Raw genomic sequence first — 19,073 nt, 5'->3', positions numbered from 1 at the left:
AATGGCTATTAATTTCTTTGAAGAAGAAATAAAATCATCCTTAACCAATAAAAGAATGGTAAAGGAGTGGATCAAGCAAATTGCGAGTAGTAAAGGGTTCAAGATTATTACATTGAACTACATTTTTTGCACGGATGAATATTTGTTGGATATAAATATAAACTACCTAAATCACGACACTTATACGGATATCGTTACTTTTGATCAATCTGAGAAAGAAAATGAAATAGAAGGAGATATATACATTAGCATCGATAGAGTAAAAGAAAATGCAAATACCCAACAAACGAATTATAAAGAGGAACTTCTAAGGGTATTAGCCCATGGCCTTCTTCATCTTTGTGGTTACAAAGACAAAACAAAAGTGGACAAGTCAGAAATGAGAAATGAAGAAAATCTTTCCCTCTCATTGTATCCACCACCAACTGTTCCACGTGGAACAGTAAAATAAAACAATTAAATTAAAGGCAAGTGTTTCACGTGGAACACTAGATTAAAACGAATATGTTTCCAATATACGATGTAATAGTAGTAGGTGCAGGACATGCTGGGTGCGAAGCAGCACATGCAGCAGCAAAGATGGGGTCCTCTGTGTTATTGTGTACAATGAACATGAATACCATTGCTCAAATGTCCTGCAATCCAGCAATGGGGGGTGTAGCAAAAGGGCAAATAGTAAGGGAAATTGATGCGTTAGGAGGTAAGTCAGGAGTCATATCTGACAAATCCACCATTCAGTTCAGGATGCTAAATAGGTCAAAAGGTCCAGCAATGTGGTCTCCCAGAAGTCAAAATGATAGAATGCGTTTCGCAGAAGAATGGAGACTAGCCTTAGAAGCTACTCCAAACCTTGATTTCTGGCAAGAAATGGTAACTGGTCTAATAGTAAAGGACGGTAGGATAGAGGGGGTTAAAACAGGACTTGGCATAGAGATAAAAAGCAAATCTGTCGTTTTGACCAATGGAACTTTTTTAAATGGAATTATCCATATTGGCGAAAAGAAGATGGGTGGAGGTAGGACTGGAGAGAGTGCTTCCAAAGGTATTACTGAAGACCTAATAGAAATGGGGTTCGAATCCGGAAGAATGAAAACCGGTACACCACCAAGAGTAGATGGTAGAAGTCTTGATTATTCCTTAATGGAAGTACAAGAGGGAGATGAAAACCCGGAAAAATTCTCCTATTCTGAAGAAACTAAACCAATTGAAAAACAGAGAAATTGCTGGATTACCTATACCAATAAAGCCGTTCACGAAACACTTGAGACAGGGTTTGACAGATCTCCTATGTTCAATGGTAGGATTAAAGGCTTGGGCCCTAGGTATTGCCCATCTATAGAAGATAAAATCAACCGTTTCGCTGAAAGAGAAAGACACCAAATATTCGTGGAACCAGAAGGGTGGAATACGGTGGAAATATATGTAAATGGTTTTTCTACCTCATTACCTGAAGATGTGCAGTACAAAGCCATTAGAAAGATTAAAGGGTTTGAGAATGCAAAAATGTTCCGACCAGGATATGCAATAGAATACGATTTCTTCCCACCAACACAGCTTAAATTAACCCTGGAAACAAAGCTAGTCGAAAACTTATACTTTGCTGGACAAATTAATGGCACAACAGGCTATGAAGAGGCAGCAGCACAAGGCCTAATGGCTGGTATAAATGCCCATAATAAAGTAAAAGAAAAGGAAGCATTTGTACTTAAAAGATCCGAAGCGTATATCGCAGTACTCATAGATGACCTTATCAATAAAGGCACTGAAGAACCCTATCGTATGTTTACCTCAAGGGCAGAATTCAGATTACTATTGAGACAAGACAATGCAGATTTAAGATTAACACCTTATGGATATAAATTGGGATTGGCAAATGAAAAAGAATACTTACAAACATTGGTCAAAGCAGAGAAAACTGAGGAATTAATCAAAAAACTTGAGAAATTCAGGTTGTCTCCAGACGACGTAAATACCGGTTTGGAAAACTTGAATACCGCAGTTATCAAAGAAAAGATAACGGTTGAAAAACTTTTAAAAAGACCCAATATAGGTTTGCAAGATATTATAAATATCAGTGATCCACTTAAAGAGGAGACAATCGAATATTCTAATACCGTAAAAGAACAGACTGAAATACTAATTAAATACAAGTCTTATATTGATAAGGAAAGGCAAATGGTAGAAAAAATAAGTAGTATGGAGGATTTACAAATACCTGCTTCAATTGAATATGCCAATATGAAAGCACTTTCAGCGGAAGGAAGACAAAAATTAGGTAAAATTCAACCACAAACAGTTGGGCAAGCTTCAAGAATTAGTGGAGTATCGCCAGCAGATATGTCAATACTTACCATTTATTTAGGAAGATAACATGTACGAAAGGTTAACCAAATGTCCACTCTGTAATAGTGAACAGATTATTAATCATCTTGTCGTAAAAGACCATGCAATTAGCAAGGAATCATTTATCATTTGTGAATGCCAGAATTGTAATGTATGGTTTACCAATCCCAGACCAACAGAAAAAAACATAGCCACCTACTACGACAATCCAAGCTATATATCTCATCAGGACAAAAGTAAAAGTCTGACAGATTTAGTCTACAAAACTGTTAGAAAATACACCCTAAATCAAAAATTAAACTGGGTAAACAGACGAAATAGCAAAGGTAGAATACTTGATTATGGTTGTGGGGTAGGTTTATTTGTGAAAGCATGTACCAATGATAACTGGGAAGCTTATGGTATGGAGCCAAATGAGAAAGCCGCTAAATTTGCTTCTGAACACAACAAAGTAAATATTATTCCTGATTTCGAAGGTCTTGAAAAGAAAAAGAAATTTGATGTAATTACGCTTTTTCACGTGTTAGAACACGTACATAATTTAAATGAAACCATAGATGTATTACTCAATAGGCTAAAGAAACGAGGCACCTTATTTATCGCAGTACCCAACAGAGATTCATTCGATGCAAATAAATTCAAAGAAAATTGGGCAGCTTTAGATGTTCCAAGACATTTGTATCACTTTAATCCCAGCTCTATGGAGTATCTAACAAACAAACACAGCTGCAGAATAGTCGATACAATACCAATGAAATTCGATAGTTACTATGTATCTCTTTTAAGTCATCAGTTTATTGGTACCAAAAACAAATACATTGAGGCGATTAAATCGGGATACAAGTCCAATAAAGAGGCTAAAATAAATGACAACAACTATTCAAGCTTGCTATTCGTGATTAAAAAGAAATGAACCAACTCTTCCATAAAGTATCATATATAATAATTGCACTGACCCTGGTATCCTGCGCAAAGCAAAGTTCACCAATGGGAGGACCAAGGGATGAAGCAGCTCCGATGCTTTTGTCTTCTAACCCTAAAAACGAAAGCAAAAATATCAAACCAAAGCAAATAGACCTCGAATTTAATGAATATGTAAAACTTGAAACCCCATCTCAATCTATCATCATAACACCAAAAGTAGAGAAAGATAAAGTAGAGTTTTTAGCCATTAAAAATAGAGTCCTAATAACCTTAAATCAAGAACTTGAAGACAGCACAACCTATGTTTTCAATTTTCAAAAAAGTATCCAAGATGTTTCAGAAAGCAACCCCGCCGAACAATTAAAACTTGTTTTTTCAACTGGTGAGACCATAGATAGTCTTACAGTATCTGGAAAAGTAGATTATTGGTTTACAAAGGATAGGGAAGATTATAAAGACCTATTGGTAGGTCTTTATATAAATGAGGACACCACAGATCTATTCAGTTCAGCACCCTATTATATAGCTCAGGTAGATACAGCAGGCAAATTTGAAATCACCAATATTAAAGCTGGGACATTCAGAGCTTATGCATGGTACGATGAAAACAATTCATTAAAAACGGAATACAAGAGTGAACCCTATGGTTTCATATCCAAACCAATAGAAGTAAATAAAAATTTACAAGGCCTACAAATTAACATCAATAGGGCCGATTTAAGTCCACTTAAAATTAGCAGAACTTCGAATTCAGGAAGCAATTTCGATATCATACTTAGTAAAGAATTAGCCAATTACGAAGTAACTCATGAAGATAAAAATTCAAAACTATTTTTTAGATTAAAGGAAAACAACTTAAGATTTTACCATACAGATTTAGTTAATGACAGTACACAGGTAAAGTTACAGTTAACAGATTCGGTAGGAGTAAGGGTAGATACCACACTATATGCACGATTCGAAGAAAGTGAAAGAAGCAAAGAAAAACTTGAAATAACCTCTAAAGGAACTGCAAAGTTCACAGACATTATAAAAGCAAAACTAGGCTTTAATAAACCCTTAATTCAAATCAATTATGATTCTTTATATGTAATGTATGATACAGCCAGTATCATACCCATAACGCCTGACATGTTATTCCTAACCGACAGCGCAGGAAGCAGAACCGAATTAAACATTTCCATACCAATAAATGATTCTATTCCATATGAGAAATACAAACTAATTGCGACAGATTCTACTTTTCAGGATGTAGAAAACCTATGGAATGAAAAGCAATTTGAAGCCAATTTCAATAGGCTTAAAAAAGACAATTTGGGGGATGAAATAAGTGGAACCATAGATACTGGAGAAAGACCAATAATGGTTCAGCTGTTGGATAATAAGGACAACATAGTAGCACAACAATACCTGGAAGAAAGCAATAAATTTATCTTCACAAAACTTGAAGCCACAAATTACCAATTACGAGCTTTCATAGATAGAAATGGAAATAAGGCATGGGACCCTGGCAATATAAACCTGAAAAGACAACCTGAACCAGTATACTTTTTCATGGATGAGGAAACTAAAAGTAAAGAACTCATTTTAAGAGGTAAATGGACAATTAATGAACAAGTAGTCTTTAAAAGAAGGGAATCGGGCTTACTTATTAACAAAATTGAAGCTAGTGACCTAAAAATAGAGGGTATACCCCTTTATATTTTAGAAATCAGTGAAGATGATCTCTTAAATAACTGATTTATAACACTTTATATAAAATTCAGGGTAAAATAAATTCTGTTGATAAGCGAAAATTAAAAGTGGATAAGTATATAGATACCTGTTTATATCAACATCCAAAAATGGGATTAATAACATTATTTACCAACATCTCATTCTTCTGGGGATAACCATCTACTTGTACACATTTATCCACATAGATACCAACCGAATACTTATACCCAATTAGAATAGATCATTTATACACACAAAATACCTGATTGAAATTATACATCACAAAGTCAATACTTTAGCTATAAAAAACCATGTGGGTAAGAAGTGCATAAGTATCCAATTACCAGTACAGGAAAGTGAATAAATAAATTCAGAGCGCTTTACCAACATATCCACTCTATAATAATAACAATAGCTTTTTTAATTTATGAAAATCCTAAAATAAATAAGGTGTGTATAAACCTTCAACCTTAAATTTTCATTCAAGCTTTAAATTGAAAATTTTACCTTTCTTTTCAATACGCTTTTTCAAATACCAATCTCAAACCAACTAACTTCAGATTGAGCTATTTTTAAATAATTTTAAGGTTAACTTTTAATCGTTAATTCTTGAAAGCCTTAAAAGAAAAAAATTTGCGTGATTTGTTGTTTAAATTTTTTTGACCAAAATAGTTTAGTCTTAATTTTAAATCAGCCTTAATACGCTAAGTAAAATCTCAAATGCGCTATAAAGTAATTTTAACGCCAGTAAAATTTTTAATGGTTGCACATTTGTCCTGTTAAAACAAATATTCCTTTCCCAGAATTCGCTATAAAAAGATAAACCAAGCATTCTAAGGTGCTTGGTACAAACTGCTTAATTCTTATTAATTTATTATGCATGCATAATTATTTTTATTAAATTGATGGCGATAGACACAAATGAAAAAGGAAGAAACAATAGATTTTCAAATTAAATCCTGTTGGCATTCCATTTCTAGAATGTATAACCAAAAGGCCAATATGGAGGGAATTACAACATCCATGGGTTTTGTACTTATAAACATACATTCTACTGATGGAACGGCTGCAACTAAAATTGCACCCAAAATGGGACTGGAATCAAGAAGTCTTACAAGACTGCTAAAAACCATGGTAGAGAAAGGTTTGATAGTAAAAGTTCCTGATCTTGAGGATAAACGTTCTGTTAAGGTTTATTTAACCGAAAAAGGAAAACAAAAAAAAGCTGCAGCAGTAAGTACTATAAAGGAGTTTAACGAGAAGGTTCGCGAAAAATTAACCGAAGAAGAGTTTGGAGCCTTTTTTGCGCTATTTCAAAAAATAAATACGGTTATAGATGAACTTCAAAAACCGTAATCCAATCAGAAAAATAAATAACAATAAGCAAATATATAACCAATGAAAAAAAGCATAAAAAAAGTTGCCGTTTTAGGTTCCGGAATAATGGGATCGAGGATCGCTTGTCATTTCGCCAATATTGGGGTTGAAGTGTTGCTTTTGGATATAATTCCTAAAGCCCCAAATGATAAAGAAGCAAAGAAAGGTTTAACTATTGAAAGCAAGGAAGTAAGGAACAGAATTGTCAACGATGCCTTAAAAAGCACGCTATTTTCAAAACCGTCTCCTATTTACGACAAGGAATACGTTAAAAGGATTACAACTGGTAATTTTGACGACGACTTGCCAAAAATCAATGGTTATGACTGGGTAATAGAAGTGATCGTTGAAAATCTTGAGATCAAGCAAGGGCTTTATGAAAAAGTGGAAAAGTACCGTAAGCCTGGAGCCTTGGTTACTTCGAATACATCAGGGATACCCATTCATTTGATGAGTGATAACAGGTCCGAAGATTTTCAACAGTGTTTTGCTGGAACACATTTTTTCAATCCTCCAAGGTACCTTCGTTTATTTGAAGTAATACCTGGTCCCAAAACCAATCCGGAAATTATTGACTTTTTGATGGATTATGGTGATAGGTTCCTTGGTAAAGAAACAGTTTTGTGTAAAGATACACCTGCCTTTATCGCCAATAGAGTTGGGGTGTATGCCCTAATCTCTGCATTGCATACTATAGAAGAGCAGGGCTTGACCGTATCTGAGGTAGACAAGATGACTGGGACAGTAATAGGAAGGGCAAAATCAGCCACTTTCAGGACCTTAGATGTAGTTGGCTTGGATACCACTGTACATGTAGCTAACAACCTCTACAAGGTGCTTGAACATGATGAATCAAGAGATAAATTTATACTACCCAAGAGTGTTCAGGTATTGTATGATAACAAATGGCTTGGAGATAAAAGCGGTAAAGGTTTTTTTCAAATGATCAGACATGATGACGGTCGCAAAGAGCTGAAGGAAATTGACTTTCAATCGTTTGAATACAAACCTGTAGAAAAACCAAAAATCAAGGCATTAGAAGCTTCAAAGGGCATTGATGATTTGAAGGAAAGAATTAAATTTTTGGTGAATTATGATGACAAAGCAGGTACCTTCTATCGGGCTATCTTTTATGACTTGTTTCGATATTGTTCTTTTAGAATTCCAGAAATAGCAGATGAATTGTACCGAATAGATCAAGCAGTTAGTGCAGGATTTGGATGGGAATATGGGCCATTTGAAAACTGGGATATATTGGGTGTAAAAGCTACCGTAGAAGCAATGGAAAAAGCAGGTGAAAAACCTGCTGATTGGGTTTATGAACTATTGGCCGCTGGCCATACCAGTTTTTATAAAGTGGAAGGTGGTAAAAAGCATTACTATGACATCCCATCAAAAACATACAAACCTGTTCCTGGATTAGAGGAGTTTATACTCTTGGATACGCTTAAATCTACCCAAAAGAAACTTTGGAGCAATGAAGGAGCATCGGTTTATGATCTTGGGGATGATGTAATCGGTCTTGAATTTCATACCAAAATGAATTCTCTTGGTCAAGAAGTGGTGGAAGGCATCAATACGGCCATTACTATGGCAGAGAAATCCTATAAAGGACTGGTGATAGGTAATGAGGGAGGTAATTTTTCCGCTGGGGCGAATTTGGCCATGTTATACATGTATATGGGAGATCAGGATTTCGATGAAATCAATTTAATGATTGCTCAATTTCAAAATACTGTATTAAGGGCAAGATTTTCTTCAGTTCCAGTTGTGGTAGCGCCTCATAATATGGCCTTGGGAGGCGGTTGTGAATTGTCCCTTCATGCGGATGCAGTACAAGCACATGCTGAATTGTACATGGGTTTAGTAGAAGTAGGGGTAGGCCTAATCCCTGCAGGTGGTGGAACGAAAGAAATGACCCTGAGATTTTCAAAGAACATTGTTCCGGGGGATGTAGAATTAAATCGATTGCAGGAAACATTTATGAATATTGCTACTGCTAAGGTCTCCACCTCTGCAGCCGAAGCCCGAAACTTCGGATACCTTGAACAAAAGGATGCAATTACCATCAATAGAAAACGTCAATTGGCGGAAGCAAAAGAAAAAGTTATCGCATTATTCGATGCAGGTTATACCCAACCGCTGGAGAGAAAAGATATCAAAGTTCTTGGTAAATCTTCATTGGCACTCTTTGAAACCGGAATAACCGGGATGCGTTACGGTGCTTATATATCTGAACATGATGCAAAAATTGCCAATAAATTAGCTTGGATAATGAGTGGGGGTGATCTATCTACACCTACAGAAGTAAGTGAAAGGTACTTGCTGGATTTAGAAAGAGAAGCTTTCCTCAGTCTTACAGGGGAAAAGAAAACCATGGAAAGGATTCATAGTATCCTTTTCAAAGGCAAACCTTTAAGGAATTAAGCATTAAAAGACCAATAAATTAAAATTGGTTCTGCTTTGGAACATCAAAGCTAGCTTTATTCAATTTAACCATATTCAAGCATTAAAATAAACATCAAATGGAAGCATATATTATTAATGGCTATAGATCTGCAATAGGAAAAGCAAAAAAAGGAGGGTTTAGATTTTACAGGCCCGACGACTTAGCTGCCAACATTATCAAATACCTAATGGCTGATACTCCAGGCTTGGAAACCAAAATGGTGGATGACCTTATTGTTGGAAATGCAGTTCCAGAAGCAGAACAGGGCATGCAAATGGGAAGGATGATTTCTCTTTTGGCATTGTCGGAAGATACTCCGGGTTTTATAATCAATAGATATTGTGGCTCCGGTTTGGAAGCAATTGCTTTGGCAACGGCTAAAATAAAATCTGGAATGGCAGATTGCATCATTGCTGGCGGAACTGAATCCATGTCCCTCGTGCCTATGATGGGTTACAAGACAGCGCTGAATTATGATATATCAACGCATAACCCGGATTATTATTTGAGCATGGGTTTAACAGCAGAGGAGTTGGCGAAGGATTTCAATGTAACCCGAGAGGACTCAGATCAATTTGCAGTCAGATCACATGAAAAAGCCATCAGCGCGATTAAAGAAGGAAGGTTTAAAGATGAGATTGTACCAGTAGAAGTAGAGGAAACCTATCTGGATGAAAATTTAAAAAGACAAACGAGGAAATATACGGTAGACACTGATGAAGGTCCAAGACCAGGAACTACCATGGAGGTTTTGTCCAAACTACGACCTGTTTTCAAACAAGGAGGGCAGGTAACTGCAGGAAATTCTTCTCAAACTTCAGATGGTGCCTCATTTGTAGTCGTTATGTCTGAGCGCATGATGAAAGAACTTGGTTTGGAGCCAGTGGCCAGACTTGTCTCCTATAGTGTAGCAGGAGTAGAGCCTAGGATAATGGGAATGGGTCCTAAAATAGCAGTTCCTAAGGCTTTGAAACAAGCAGGATTAACGCTCAATGACATTGACCTAATAGAATTAAACGAAGCTTTTGCTGCTCAGGCATTGGGAGTTATTCGCTCCCTGGATTTCAATCCGGATATTGTCAATGTAAACGGCGGAGCAGTTGCATTGGGTCACCCGCTGGGTTGTACAGGCGCCAAACTTACCGTGCAAATGATAAATGAACTAAAAAAACGACAAGGGAAATATGGTCTTGTTACCGCATGCGTTGGAGGAGGTCAGGGTGTAGCAGGGGTCATTGAGCTGTTATAATTGAACTTAGTACGGGTGATTGGCTTTGAGTGAAAATTGCCCTATGATTTTAGCTTAAAGTTTTAATTATCTAAAGAGAAACTAACGATGGAAAAAGTAAATAAAAAAAATGCCCTGGATGGTGGAGCCTTTCTTATCAAAGAAACAGAAGCATCTGCTGTATTTATACCAGAGGAATTTAGTGAGGAACAAAAAATGATGGCTCAGGCTTGTCAGGATTTTCTTGACATGGAGATTGCTCCCAAAATGGAGGAAATTGACAGCATGAAGAATCCTGATCTCGTACCTGCTATTTTAAAGAAAGCAGGGGAATTGGGACTTCTTGGTATTGCGGTACCAGAAGAATATGGTGGGTTAGGCATGAGTTTCAATACCTCTATGTTGATTGCAGATATTATTGGCGCAGCAGGATCATTTTCTACTACCTATGGAGCACATTCTGGAATAGGCACGCTTCCTGTGCTTTATTATGGGACGGAGGAGCAAAAGAAAAAATACCTTCCAAAGCTTACCAATGCAGATTGGGCAGCCTGTTATTGTTTGACGGAACCAGATGCTGGATCTGATGCGAACAGTGGCAAAACCAAGGCCACTATAAATAAAGAGGGCACCCATTACTTGATCAATGGGCAGAAAATGTGGATTTCAAATGCCGGTTTTGCTGATTTCTTTATTGTTTTTGCCAAGGTGGAAGACGATAAAAATCTTTCTGCATTTTTGGTTGAAAAAACCTTTGGTGGAATCACCATGAATGCCGAAGAGAAAAAGATGGGGATCAAAGGAAGTTCTACCCGACAGGTGTTTTTTAATGATTGTCCAGTGCCTATGGAAAACCTGCTCTCTGAAAGGGGAAAAGGTTTTAAAATTGCAGTGAATATTCTCAATATCGGCCGAATAAAATTAGGTGCCGGGGTGCTTGGAGGATGTAGGATGGTATTAGGATATTCGATAAAATACAGTGCTGATAGAAAACAATTTGGCGTTTCCATCAATTCTTTCGGTGCCGTTCAGGCAAAACTTGCTGAAATGGCCATCCGAACTTATGCTTGCGAATCCCTGTGTTACCGTGCCGGTCAGGATGTGGAAGACAGGATAGCTGCATTGGAAGCTGAAGGAATGGAACCCAACAAGGCCAAGTTAAAAGGAGTAGAACAATTTGCCATAGAGTGTGCCATTGCCAAGGTTCATGGATCTGAAGTATTGGATTATGTCACCGATCAAGGCGTACAAATTTATGGAGGAATGGGATATTCAGCAGAAGCGCCAATGGAACGCGCTTATAGGGACGCAAGAATTTCCAGAATATATGAGGGCACAAATGAAATCAATCGTATTTTGATGGTAGGCATGTTACTTAAGCGTGCCATGAAAGGGGAGATTGACGTATTTGGTCCTGCCATGGCCGTTGGAAAAGAGTTGACAGCTGTTCCCAGCTTTGGCAGTGCCGATACTTCTCAACCTTTGTCCGCTGAAAAAGCAACCTTGAGAAATCTAAAAAAAGTTTTTCTAATGATTGGGGGAAAAGCAGCTCAAGATTTAGGAGTTAAATTGGACCAGGAACAAGAGATTATGATGAATCTGGCAGACATTATGATCGAAATATATGCTGCAGAATCTACTTTGTTACGAACAGAGAAACTGTTGAATAAAAATGGGGAAGAAGCAGTGAAGGATCATTTGGCAGCCACGAAGGTTTACCTTTACGAAGCAGTGGAAAAAATTCAATCCGCTGGAAAAGAGGCCATCATGTCATTTACCAAAGGGGATGAACAAAAGATGCTTTTGATGGGTCTAAAACGATTCACTAAATACGACAATGTCAATACCAAAGATTTGCGTCGTGAAATTGCAGCATCACTTATCTCAAAAGGGAAGTATTTCTTCTTTCATGCTTAAATAACAAAAATGAGTCAAACTGAAGCTTGGCTAAGTGGGCCATTACCGGACATTCCATTTCTGCTACAGCCTGCAGCACATGCGCTTGTACAAGCAGAAATGGAATTAAAGGAATGCATGGAGGGATTTCCCGATAGCCTTCTCTGGAAAACAGTTGCAGGAAGGGCTAGCGTGGGTTTTCACCTACAACATTTATCCGGAGTTATGGACCGGCTTACCACCTATGCAAAGGAACTTCCATTATCAGATAACCAATTTGATTATTTGAGAAAAGAAAAAACACCTGACTTTACCTTAACTTCTAAGGAATTGGTTACCCGGTTTAGTGAAAAGCTCTCAGAAACACTGGGTATTTTCAGCCAAACTACTGAAGATGAGCTTAGACAATTCCGGACAGTTGGGAGGAAGAAGCTCCCTACCACAGTTATGGGTCTTTATTTTCATGTTGCTGAACACAGCCAGCGCCATTTTGGACAACTCTTGGTAACTGTAAGTGTTTTAAAGGAGCAAAATAAAATGGATCTTTAAATCCTTTATTCCCAATTATTTACTTATAACAGTAAGGAGTGATCGCCTATTCTGCTTAATTATTATCCAATCGATTTCAGTAACCATTAATTTTCTAAATTACAGCGTAAACCCTTTCTAGTTAAATGCTATTTGCTACTGAGAAGCAAAATAACAACTGAGCGCATGAAAATAATCAAACAGGCCGTTTTTATCCTTTTGTCCCTGTTTCTTCTGTATTTTTCATTTTCAACGATAAGGCAAATAGTACTTTTTGGACCGGAGCAATTGGGAATTGGCGAGTCGTTTTTTCTGGGATTTTTAATTAACTTATGTGTCACCGGTATTTTTGCATTTCCAGGTTTTGTGTTGCCCACCAGTAGCTTATTGCCTCGGGGTTATTATGCCATAAAAAATCCCTCAAAGGTGATGCGCTGGTACCGTATTCTGGGCGTCAAATATTTCCAAAAACTACTGATTCTATTCTTTTGGGGCAAAAAAGCAAATCGTAAAAAGTTTTTTGATGGAACCAAAAGAGGTTTGGAGAGTTTTAATTACCAATCCAAACAGTCTGAATTTGGTCATTTAGGCCCACTTTTTATTATTATGCTGATAGCAATTTTACTTTTATTTTCTTCCTATTTTCTACTGGTGTTTTTTATTGTTCTTATTAATTTTATAGGGAATCTTTACCCTGTCATCCTCCAGAGGTACCATCGGATAAGAATAGGTAAAATATTGTCCAACTGAAATTAGGTGATAATTTATCAATCCTGAGAAAACATCGAATGATAAGATGATAGGGAAATAGGAACAGTTGGCGGATTTAAAATGACTTGATTTGGTTTTGAAGGAAGGTCTAACGTTGTTTTCGAATTTGACAGGCAAGCAAGGTTTTCTGCCAAATTGAAGACAAAGATTATTCAGCTTATAAATATAAGATCCTATTTTATCAGTGAGGAATTAATTTCAAATGAAAATGATGAAAGTGGGAGTAGGGGGAGGCTGTCATTGGTGTACTGAGGGGGTATTCCAGTCCGTTATTGGTGTTACAGAAGTTAAGCAAGGATGGATTTCTTCCAAATCTCCCTATCAGGAATGGTCGGAAGGGATAGAAATCACTTTTGATCCGCTTTTGATTGATTTACCTTTGTTGATAGCCATTCACTTGCATTCGCATAGTTGTACAAGTGACCATGCTTTTCGGCAAAAGTACAGGTCAGCCATTTATTATTTCAATGAGGAGCAGGAAGAAATCAGTAAGTTCACTCTGTTAGGAATACAAAATGATTTTAACCAACCAATTGTCACCAAAGTGATTCCATTTATTGATTTTAAAATGAATACAGAACAATTTTTGGATTATTATAACAAAAATCCTGACTTGCCTTTTTGCACTAGCTATATAAAGCCTAAACTAAATGCGTTGAAAGAACGTTTTCAAAAGGAAATGGTCAAATAATCCTTAAGCTTGGATTATTTATGAATTTGGAAAAACATAAAATTGAATACCTAATGAATTGGAATGAAGTAATCAGCTACGCCAATAACGGCAATTTAAAACCTGATCGTAGGGTAGAAAAAACGGAAGCTGAATGGAAAAAGCAGCTTACTGAAGAGGAATTTCGTGTAACAAGAAAAAAGGGAACCGAAAGGGCTTTTAGCTCAGATGTTTGTAGTTCTTTTGAGCCTGGTATATATGCTTGCGTTTGCTGCGGCACCTTGCTTTTCGATGCCAGTGAAAAATTCGAAAGTGGAACCGGATGGCCTTCTTTTACAAAACCAATTAAAGACAATGCTGTAGCCCATCACAAAGACAGCAGTTTTGGGATGGTTCGGGTTGAAACAACTTGTAATACTTGTGACGCGCATTTGGGACATGTATTTCCTGATGGCCCAGCACCCAGTGGCTTGCGTTTTTGTATGAATGCCGTTTCCCTTAAAAAGGTGGAAGAGGAGATTCAAAAATAGCATTCCGATTGGAAAACGGTTTCAGTAAGAAATGCCTTTATTTCGTTTTTCTTTAAATTTTGTAAGTTTATTTTCAATGATAGTTTTAGTAGACGGTTTAAAAGACCCTTGTCTTGCTAAATTATTGCCAATTGTATTGAAATCACTTGCCTATAGGTAAGTGGAAGTATATTATTGATTAAAATTTTATATATACCCCAATGACCTATTCCAAACCGAATCCACTGGTAAAAAATAGCCTTAAGACGATTTTTAATTTATTGTTGTTTCTTTCCGTGATACCTGCCTTTGCTCAGAGGAATGCAGTACCGGTATTTGAAAATGGTGAATCGCAGGAGGTGAAGGCCTTTAAAGACCAAGGCAAATGGATCCGGCATGACCTTTGGGTGGAAACGGATTTTGACAGTGATGCGGATGGTAAAATGGACCGCATGCACGTGGATGTGACTCGTCCCTATCAGACTGAATATGAAGGTTTAAAACTTCCCGTTATATACATATCAAGTCCTTATTTCACAGGAGTAGCTCCAGATGTTCCTGGACTTTTTTGGGAGGTTAGGCATGAATTGGGAAATCCACCAAAAGAAAGGGCACATCCTCAGGTCAAGACCATTTATAAGCGACCATTCATTTCTGATTCCCATATCCGGGAATGGGTACCAAGGGGGTATATTGTCGTTCACTCCTCTTCTCCAGGAACAGGTTTATCTCAAGGGGCACCAACAGTGGGTGGCCTAAATGAATCTCTTGCACCTAAGGCGGTAATTGAGTGGCTTTGTGGTCGTAGAGATGGATATACAAGCATTGACGGAAATGAAAAGGTGGAAGCCTTCTGGTCCACTGGAAAAGTGGGAATGACAGGGACTTCCTATAATGGTACCATTCCACTTGCGGCTGCTACCACTGGCGTGGAAGGCTTGGAAGCCATTATACCCATTGCACCCAATACCTCTTACTATCATTATTACCGGTCCAATGGCCTGGTACGATCTCCTGGTGGATACCAGGGGGAAGACATCGATGTTTTGTACGATTTTATTCACAGTGGGGATACGGCCATGAGGGCGAGCAATAATGCACGTATTCGGGACAAGGAAATGAAAAATGGTATGGACAGGGAAAGTGGGGATTTAAATGATTTCTGGTTTGGGCGAGATTACCTATACCAAATGAAACCCATGAAGGCGGCTTTGTTGATGTCCCATGGGTTTAATGACTGGAATGTAATGCCCGAACATAGTTATAGAATTTATAAAAAAGCCGTTGAAATGGGCATCCCCTCCCAACTCTATTACCATCAGGACGGCCATGGCGGACCCCCACCTTTTTCAATGATGAACCGTTGGTTTACCAGGTACTTGCACGGAGTCGATAATGGTGTTGAGAAGGATGCGAAGGTTTGGATCGTTCGTGAAAACGATACCCATGAAAAGCCTACGCCTTACACAGCTTATCCCAATCCCAATGCCTCAGCAGTGCAACTATACCTCAAAGGTAAAGCCCCGGGTATTGGCGAATTGAATCTGGCGAAAGCAGATAAGCAGGGAAAAGAAAACTTTGTGGATAATTTTTCATTTGAGGGGGCCAGCCTCGCCCAGGCTGAGTTAACCCAACACCGTCTAATTTACGTAACACCAGAATTAAAAGAAGATTTACATTTATCAGGAATCCCTGAAATTACCATAAGGCTGGCTTCTAGTAAACCTGCTGCCAATCTATCTGTTTGGCTTGTTTCCCTTCCCTGGAATTCAACGAAAAATGCCAAAATCACCGATAACATTGTTACCAGAGGATGGGCTGACCCTCAAAATCATTCTTCTCTAAGAAAAGGAAAACCACTGAAACAAGGAAAGTTTTATACCATTTCTTTCCCTCTCCAACCTGATGATCAAATAATTCCAAAAGGACAGAAAATTGGTTTAATGATTTTCTCTAGTGACAAAGAGTTTACCATTTGGCCAGACCCCGGGACAGAACTTACCATAGATCTTGAAAAGACTAGTTTAGAATTACCTATAGTGGGTGGACAAGAGGCCATAATCCGAAGTTTAGCCGATCCAGAAACCCAGGATAAGTAATGAGTAGGTTTCCTTTTTATCTAAAATGAGCTGAACCCAAAAATAGTTATCTGCGTTTGGTGAAATAGGAATTAAATAAAATTTCCCTTTTAATTTACCCTAAAACCTTACTGAGCTATTTTTCAGTGACTTAAGACAGAAATTCATTTTAGAAAAAAAACCATGAAAACACAAACACTAGCATTATTAGTTTTTTTACTTATTTCTCAAGGGCTCATGGCTCAAGAAAAAATAAAAGACTTCACCTTGCCTGCTGTTGGGGATGAAAAACCATTTGTTTTAAGTGAAGCAAAGGGAAAATATGTTGCCTTGCATTTTTTGCTTAAAACGGAGTGCCCTTATTGCATTCGGCACACCAATGATTATGTAGAAGAAACTTCAGGACTTAAGGATGTGATTCAGGTTTTTATCAAACCCGATACGGATGAGGAAATCAAAGAATGGGCGGAAAATTTGGCGGAAGATAGTTTCACAATCTATAGGGATGTGGATGCCCATTTGGCAGATGAATTAGGTGTTCCTGGTGGGTACTCTTTTCACAATCAATTGGTGCATTATCCGGCTTTGATTTTGATTGGCCCTGATGGAAAGGAAGTCTACAGGTACATAGGAAAGAAAAATTCCGACAGATTGCCTGTTAAAAAGTTTATGGCTGTTTTGGAGGGTTTAAAAAACTAAACCAAAACAAATTGTTTTATTTCAAGGGCCTTAGAAGTGAAATTTAAAACGCTTCTAAAGGCTGTTGTTTACAATAAGCAGCAACAAAACCAAATTGATGAGCAATCGAAAGATTCCTAATAGAATGGCTGTTTTGAGATGATCTACAAGATTCCTGTGGGTTAAGCTGATATAGAGTAACACACTCACCAAGGCAATATTAAATAATGTAATGGCGAATAAGGAGTAATTGTACCAAATCGGTAGGTCAATCCGGTAAAAAACCCCATAGAGTATATAGATAACCAAGGTAATTGTACTGCTCCGGGTGTTCCATTTATATAATCCTTCTCTGGATATTTCTTTGGCAAACATTGTTTTTATTTATGGTGGACTCAATATAACCAATAGAAAGCCCATAACAAACCCAGGCCATTTTGAGGATTGAGCTTTCGAGAAAAGATTAGGAAGACATTAACAATGGTGTAATTCGAATAAACTTCAATTCTATATTAGCAATCCCCTTGCTGCTGGTATGTCTTTTTTAATAAAAACAGTCCATGGCTTCCTGCCACTGCTCCAGCTATAGTCAAAAGGCTTAGTAAAAGTAGAACCCAATGGGCCTTGTGCATGAATGAAAAGGTTTTGATCTGATTTTCTTTGGAGCCAAACCTTTTAACAGCTGGAATAATCACAGTGGTAACCATTGCTACTCCACCTATTCAAAGGACTACAGCCAACTTGAATTACCCGGGCAATAGTGATGTCTTCCATTTATCAGGATCTATTTTATCTATAACCAAATATACACATATGCTTTAATTTGAAACCTGTTTTAAAATGGTTTTCCTAATCAGGAATTTGGACAAAAAAAATTGATTTTGGGAGGGCTAAGGGGTTTAGAAAACTAAAAAGGATTCCTTAAATTTTATACCTAAATAGCCAATCAAGTCTTTATTCCTATTTAAGGTCATTTCGATTAATCCTCTTGTGCAAAAAAACTTTTATTAAAAGAGAGCACAAAAAATCCCACCTTCGCTTTAAATGCCAGCAAAGGTGGGTTGATGGTAAAAATTATTGGGTTTATTGATAATTCTATGTTTGTAAGATTAGCCTGAGGTTTAATTGGTATTTATAAAGGTTTACCCAAAGCAGCATACCAGATTCCGCCGTAGAGATGTTTGAGGAAATCTGCATCTTCAAATGCTTCTTCCACATGTCCCAGGCCGGTATAAAATACCCTTCCACCATCATAGCTATGGTACCAGGAAATTGGGTGAACGGCTCCCATTCCCATTTTGTTACCGTTACGTTGTCCTACATTATAAGAGGTTTCATCCAGTTGTAGTAAAATATTGACATCGGTATTGAAATTTTTGTACTCGTACCACTCATCGGTCCAGATCCATTTGTCATTAAGGTGATAAGTAGCAGGATGGTTTCCATTCATCACTTTAATTCTGGCTGTTTGTTGGTGAGGGTGGTGGTTAAACTGTCCGCCAATCATTTTTGTATACCATGGCCAGTCATATTCCGTGTCCGTAGCACTGTGCACCCCAACTACACCTTTTCCACTTTTGACAAAGCGCTCAAATGCTGCTTTTTCATCCGCATTGAAAATGGTTCCGGTGGTACTCATCATTATAATGACATCGTATTTTTCAAGGTTTTTATCGTTGATCAAACTTGCATCTTCAGTTGCATATACATCAAAGCGATGTTTATCAGCTAATTTTTTTATGGCGGCAACACCTTCAGGAATAGATTGATGTCTGAAGCCAGAAGTTTTGCTAATGACCAAAGCCCTGAATTGTTGTGCTTGACCAATTGAGGGAAGAGCCGTTAATAAAAGACATAAGGCAAGCAGCGAATATAGTTTAAGCTTAATGTTTGAGGTTTTCATAGG

16 protein-coding genes are annotated in these 19,073 nt (G+C 37.6%); 14 read left to right on the top strand and 2 right to left on the bottom strand.

Going from position 1 to position 19,073, the window contains the following annotated elements:
- Position 1: 1 nt before the first annotated feature.
- From ybeY to AC0L7T_RS00325, 14 genes are all read left to right on the top strand, one after another.
- The gene (ybeY, locus tag AC0L7T_RS00390; protein WP_473340247.1) at positions 2 to 451 is read left to right on the top strand and encodes an rRNA maturation RNase YbeY; all 450 of its coding nucleotides are present in this window, start codon (positions 2 to 4) and stop codon (positions 449 to 451) included.
- Between the two features lie 53 nt (positions 452 to 504).
- Entirely contained in the window at positions 505 to 2,370 is a 1,866-nt protein-coding gene (mnmG, locus tag AC0L7T_RS00385) for a tRNA uridine-5-carboxymethylaminomethyl(34) synthesis enzyme MnmG (RefSeq protein WP_473340246.1), read from the top strand.
- A 1-nt stretch (position 2,371) separates the two neighbouring features.
- Positions 2,372 to 3,256 carry a class I SAM-dependent methyltransferase gene (locus AC0L7T_RS00380; RefSeq protein ID WP_473340245.1) on the top strand — a complete coding sequence of 295 codons (885 nt, stop codon included), beginning with the start codon at positions 2,372 to 2,374 and terminating at the stop codon, positions 3,254 to 3,256.
- Positions 3,253 to 5,007, top strand: coding sequence for an Ig-like domain-containing domain (locus AC0L7T_RS00375; RefSeq protein WP_473340243.1), 1,755 nt, complete (start codon positions 3,253 to 3,255; stop codon positions 5,005 to 5,007). Before AC0L7T_RS00380 ends, AC0L7T_RS00375 begins: the two co-directional genes overlap by 4 nt.
- Before the next feature lie 978 nt (positions 5,008 to 5,985).
- A complete protein-coding gene (locus tag AC0L7T_RS00370; protein ID WP_473340242.1) occupies positions 5,986 to 6,339 on the top strand; it encodes a MarR family winged helix-turn-helix transcriptional regulator in 354 nt (117 codons plus the stop codon).
- 42 nt (positions 6,340 to 6,381) lie between these two features.
- Entirely contained in the window at positions 6,382 to 8,787 is a 2,406-nt protein-coding gene (locus AC0L7T_RS00365; RefSeq protein ID WP_473340241.1) for a 3-hydroxyacyl-CoA dehydrogenase/enoyl-CoA hydratase family protein, read from the top strand.
- Between the two features lie 98 nt (positions 8,788 to 8,885).
- Positions 8,886 to 10,058 carry a thiolase family protein gene (locus tag AC0L7T_RS00360; RefSeq protein ID WP_473340240.1) on the top strand — a complete coding sequence of 391 codons (1,173 nt, stop codon included), beginning with the start codon at positions 8,886 to 8,888 and terminating at the stop codon, positions 10,056 to 10,058.
- 87 nt (positions 10,059 to 10,145) lie between these two features.
- A complete protein-coding gene (locus tag AC0L7T_RS00355; protein WP_473340239.1) occupies positions 10,146 to 11,954 on the top strand; it encodes an acyl-CoA dehydrogenase family protein in 1,809 nt (602 codons plus the stop codon).
- A 9-nt stretch (positions 11,955 to 11,963) separates the two neighbouring features.
- Positions 11,964 to 12,482, top strand: coding sequence for a DinB family protein (locus tag AC0L7T_RS00350; protein ID WP_473340238.1), 519 nt, complete (start codon positions 11,964 to 11,966; stop codon positions 12,480 to 12,482).
- Positions 12,483 to 12,647: 165 nt separating this feature from the next.
- On the top strand, positions 12,648 to 13,211 hold the full coding sequence (locus AC0L7T_RS00345) for a glycosyl-4,4'-diaponeurosporenoate acyltransferase CrtO family protein (protein ID WP_473340236.1): 564 nt from the start codon (positions 12,648 to 12,650) through the stop codon (positions 13,209 to 13,211).
- Between the two features lie 229 nt (positions 13,212 to 13,440).
- Positions 13,441 to 13,923 (top strand): peptide-methionine (S)-S-oxide reductase, encoded by a 483-nt coding sequence (locus tag AC0L7T_RS00340; RefSeq protein WP_473340234.1) that lies wholly within the window; start codon positions 13,441 to 13,443, stop codon positions 13,921 to 13,923.
- A 53-nt stretch (positions 13,924 to 13,976) separates the two neighbouring features.
- Positions 13,977 to 14,432, top strand: coding sequence for a peptide-methionine (R)-S-oxide reductase MsrB (gene msrB / locus AC0L7T_RS00335; protein ID WP_473343405.1), 456 nt, complete (start codon positions 13,977 to 13,979; stop codon positions 14,430 to 14,432).
- Between the two features lie 200 nt (positions 14,433 to 14,632).
- On the top strand, positions 14,633 to 16,510 hold the full coding sequence (locus AC0L7T_RS00330; RefSeq protein WP_473340232.1) for a Xaa-Pro dipeptidyl-peptidase: 1,878 nt from the start codon (positions 14,633 to 14,635) through the stop codon (positions 16,508 to 16,510).
- A gap of 162 nt (positions 16,511 to 16,672) precedes the next feature.
- Positions 16,673 to 17,188, top strand: a complete 516-nt coding sequence (locus tag AC0L7T_RS00325; protein WP_473340230.1) for a peroxiredoxin family protein — start codon at positions 16,673 to 16,675, stop codon at positions 17,186 to 17,188.
- A gap of 54 nt (positions 17,189 to 17,242) precedes the next feature.
- Here the strand turns inward: AC0L7T_RS00325 and AC0L7T_RS00320 are convergent, their stop codons facing one another.
- Together AC0L7T_RS00320 and AC0L7T_RS00315 are read right to left on the bottom strand one after the other, a co-directional pair.
- Complete coding sequence (locus AC0L7T_RS00320; RefSeq protein ID WP_473340228.1) at positions 17,243 to 17,542, bottom strand: hypothetical protein; 300 nt, start codon at positions 17,540 to 17,542, stop codon at positions 17,243 to 17,245.
- Positions 17,543 to 18,299: 757 nt separating this feature from the next.
- A complete protein-coding gene (locus AC0L7T_RS00315; protein ID WP_473340227.1) occupies positions 18,300 to 19,070 on the bottom strand; it encodes a ThuA domain-containing protein in 771 nt (256 codons plus the stop codon).
- Between the last annotated feature and the right edge of the window lie 3 nt (positions 19,071 to 19,073).

It is taken from the genome of Cyclobacterium sp. 10D3-21, assembly GCF_055809755.1.
The sequence above is the reverse complement of the archived record's forward strand: the minus strand, read 5'-3'. Positions and strand labels throughout refer to the sequence as shown.

Coding starts and splice junctions, on each gene's coding strand:
- ybeY (WP_473340247.1), top strand. CDS start 2: ATGGCTATTAATTTCTTTGAAGAAGAAATAAAATCATCCTTAACCAAT.
- AC0L7T_RS00370 (WP_473340242.1), top strand. CDS start 5,986: ATGGAGGGAATTACAACATCCATGGGTTTTGTACTTATAAACATACAT.
- AC0L7T_RS00330 (WP_473340232.1), top strand. CDS start 14,633: ATGACCTATTCCAAACCGAATCCACTGGTAAAAAATAGCCTTAAGACG.
- AC0L7T_RS00360 (WP_473340240.1), top strand. CDS start 8,886: ATGGAAGCATATATTATTAATGGCTATAGATCTGCAATAGGAAAAGCA.
- AC0L7T_RS00315 (WP_473340227.1), bottom strand. CDS start 19,070: ATGAAAACCTCAAACATTAAGCTTAAACTATATTCGCTGCTTGCCTTA.
- AC0L7T_RS00325 (WP_473340230.1), top strand. CDS start 16,673: ATGAAAACACAAACACTAGCATTATTAGTTTTTTTACTTATTTCTCAA.
- AC0L7T_RS00320 (WP_473340228.1), bottom strand. CDS start 17,542: ATGTTTGCCAAAGAAATATCCAGAGAAGGATTATATAAATGGAACACC.
- AC0L7T_RS00380 (WP_473340245.1), top strand. CDS start 2,372: ATGTACGAAAGGTTAACCAAATGTCCACTCTGTAATAGTGAACAGATT.
- AC0L7T_RS00365 (WP_473340241.1), top strand. CDS start 6,382: ATGAAAAAAAGCATAAAAAAAGTTGCCGTTTTAGGTTCCGGAATAATG.
- AC0L7T_RS00355 (WP_473340239.1), top strand. CDS start 10,146: ATGGAAAAAGTAAATAAAAAAAATGCCCTGGATGGTGGAGCCTTTCTT.
- AC0L7T_RS00345 (WP_473340236.1), top strand. CDS start 12,648: ATGAAAATAATCAAACAGGCCGTTTTTATCCTTTTGTCCCTGTTTCTT.
- AC0L7T_RS00340 (WP_473340234.1), top strand. CDS start 13,441: ATGATGAAAGTGGGAGTAGGGGGAGGCTGTCATTGGTGTACTGAGGGG.
- msrB (WP_473343405.1), top strand. CDS start 13,977: ATGAATTGGAATGAAGTAATCAGCTACGCCAATAACGGCAATTTAAAA.
- mnmG (WP_473340246.1), top strand. CDS start 505: ATGTTTCCAATATACGATGTAATAGTAGTAGGTGCAGGACATGCTGGG.
- AC0L7T_RS00375 (WP_473340243.1), top strand. CDS start 3,253: ATGAACCAACTCTTCCATAAAGTATCATATATAATAATTGCACTGACC.
- AC0L7T_RS00350 (WP_473340238.1), top strand. CDS start 11,964: ATGAGTCAAACTGAAGCTTGGCTAAGTGGGCCATTACCGGACATTCCA.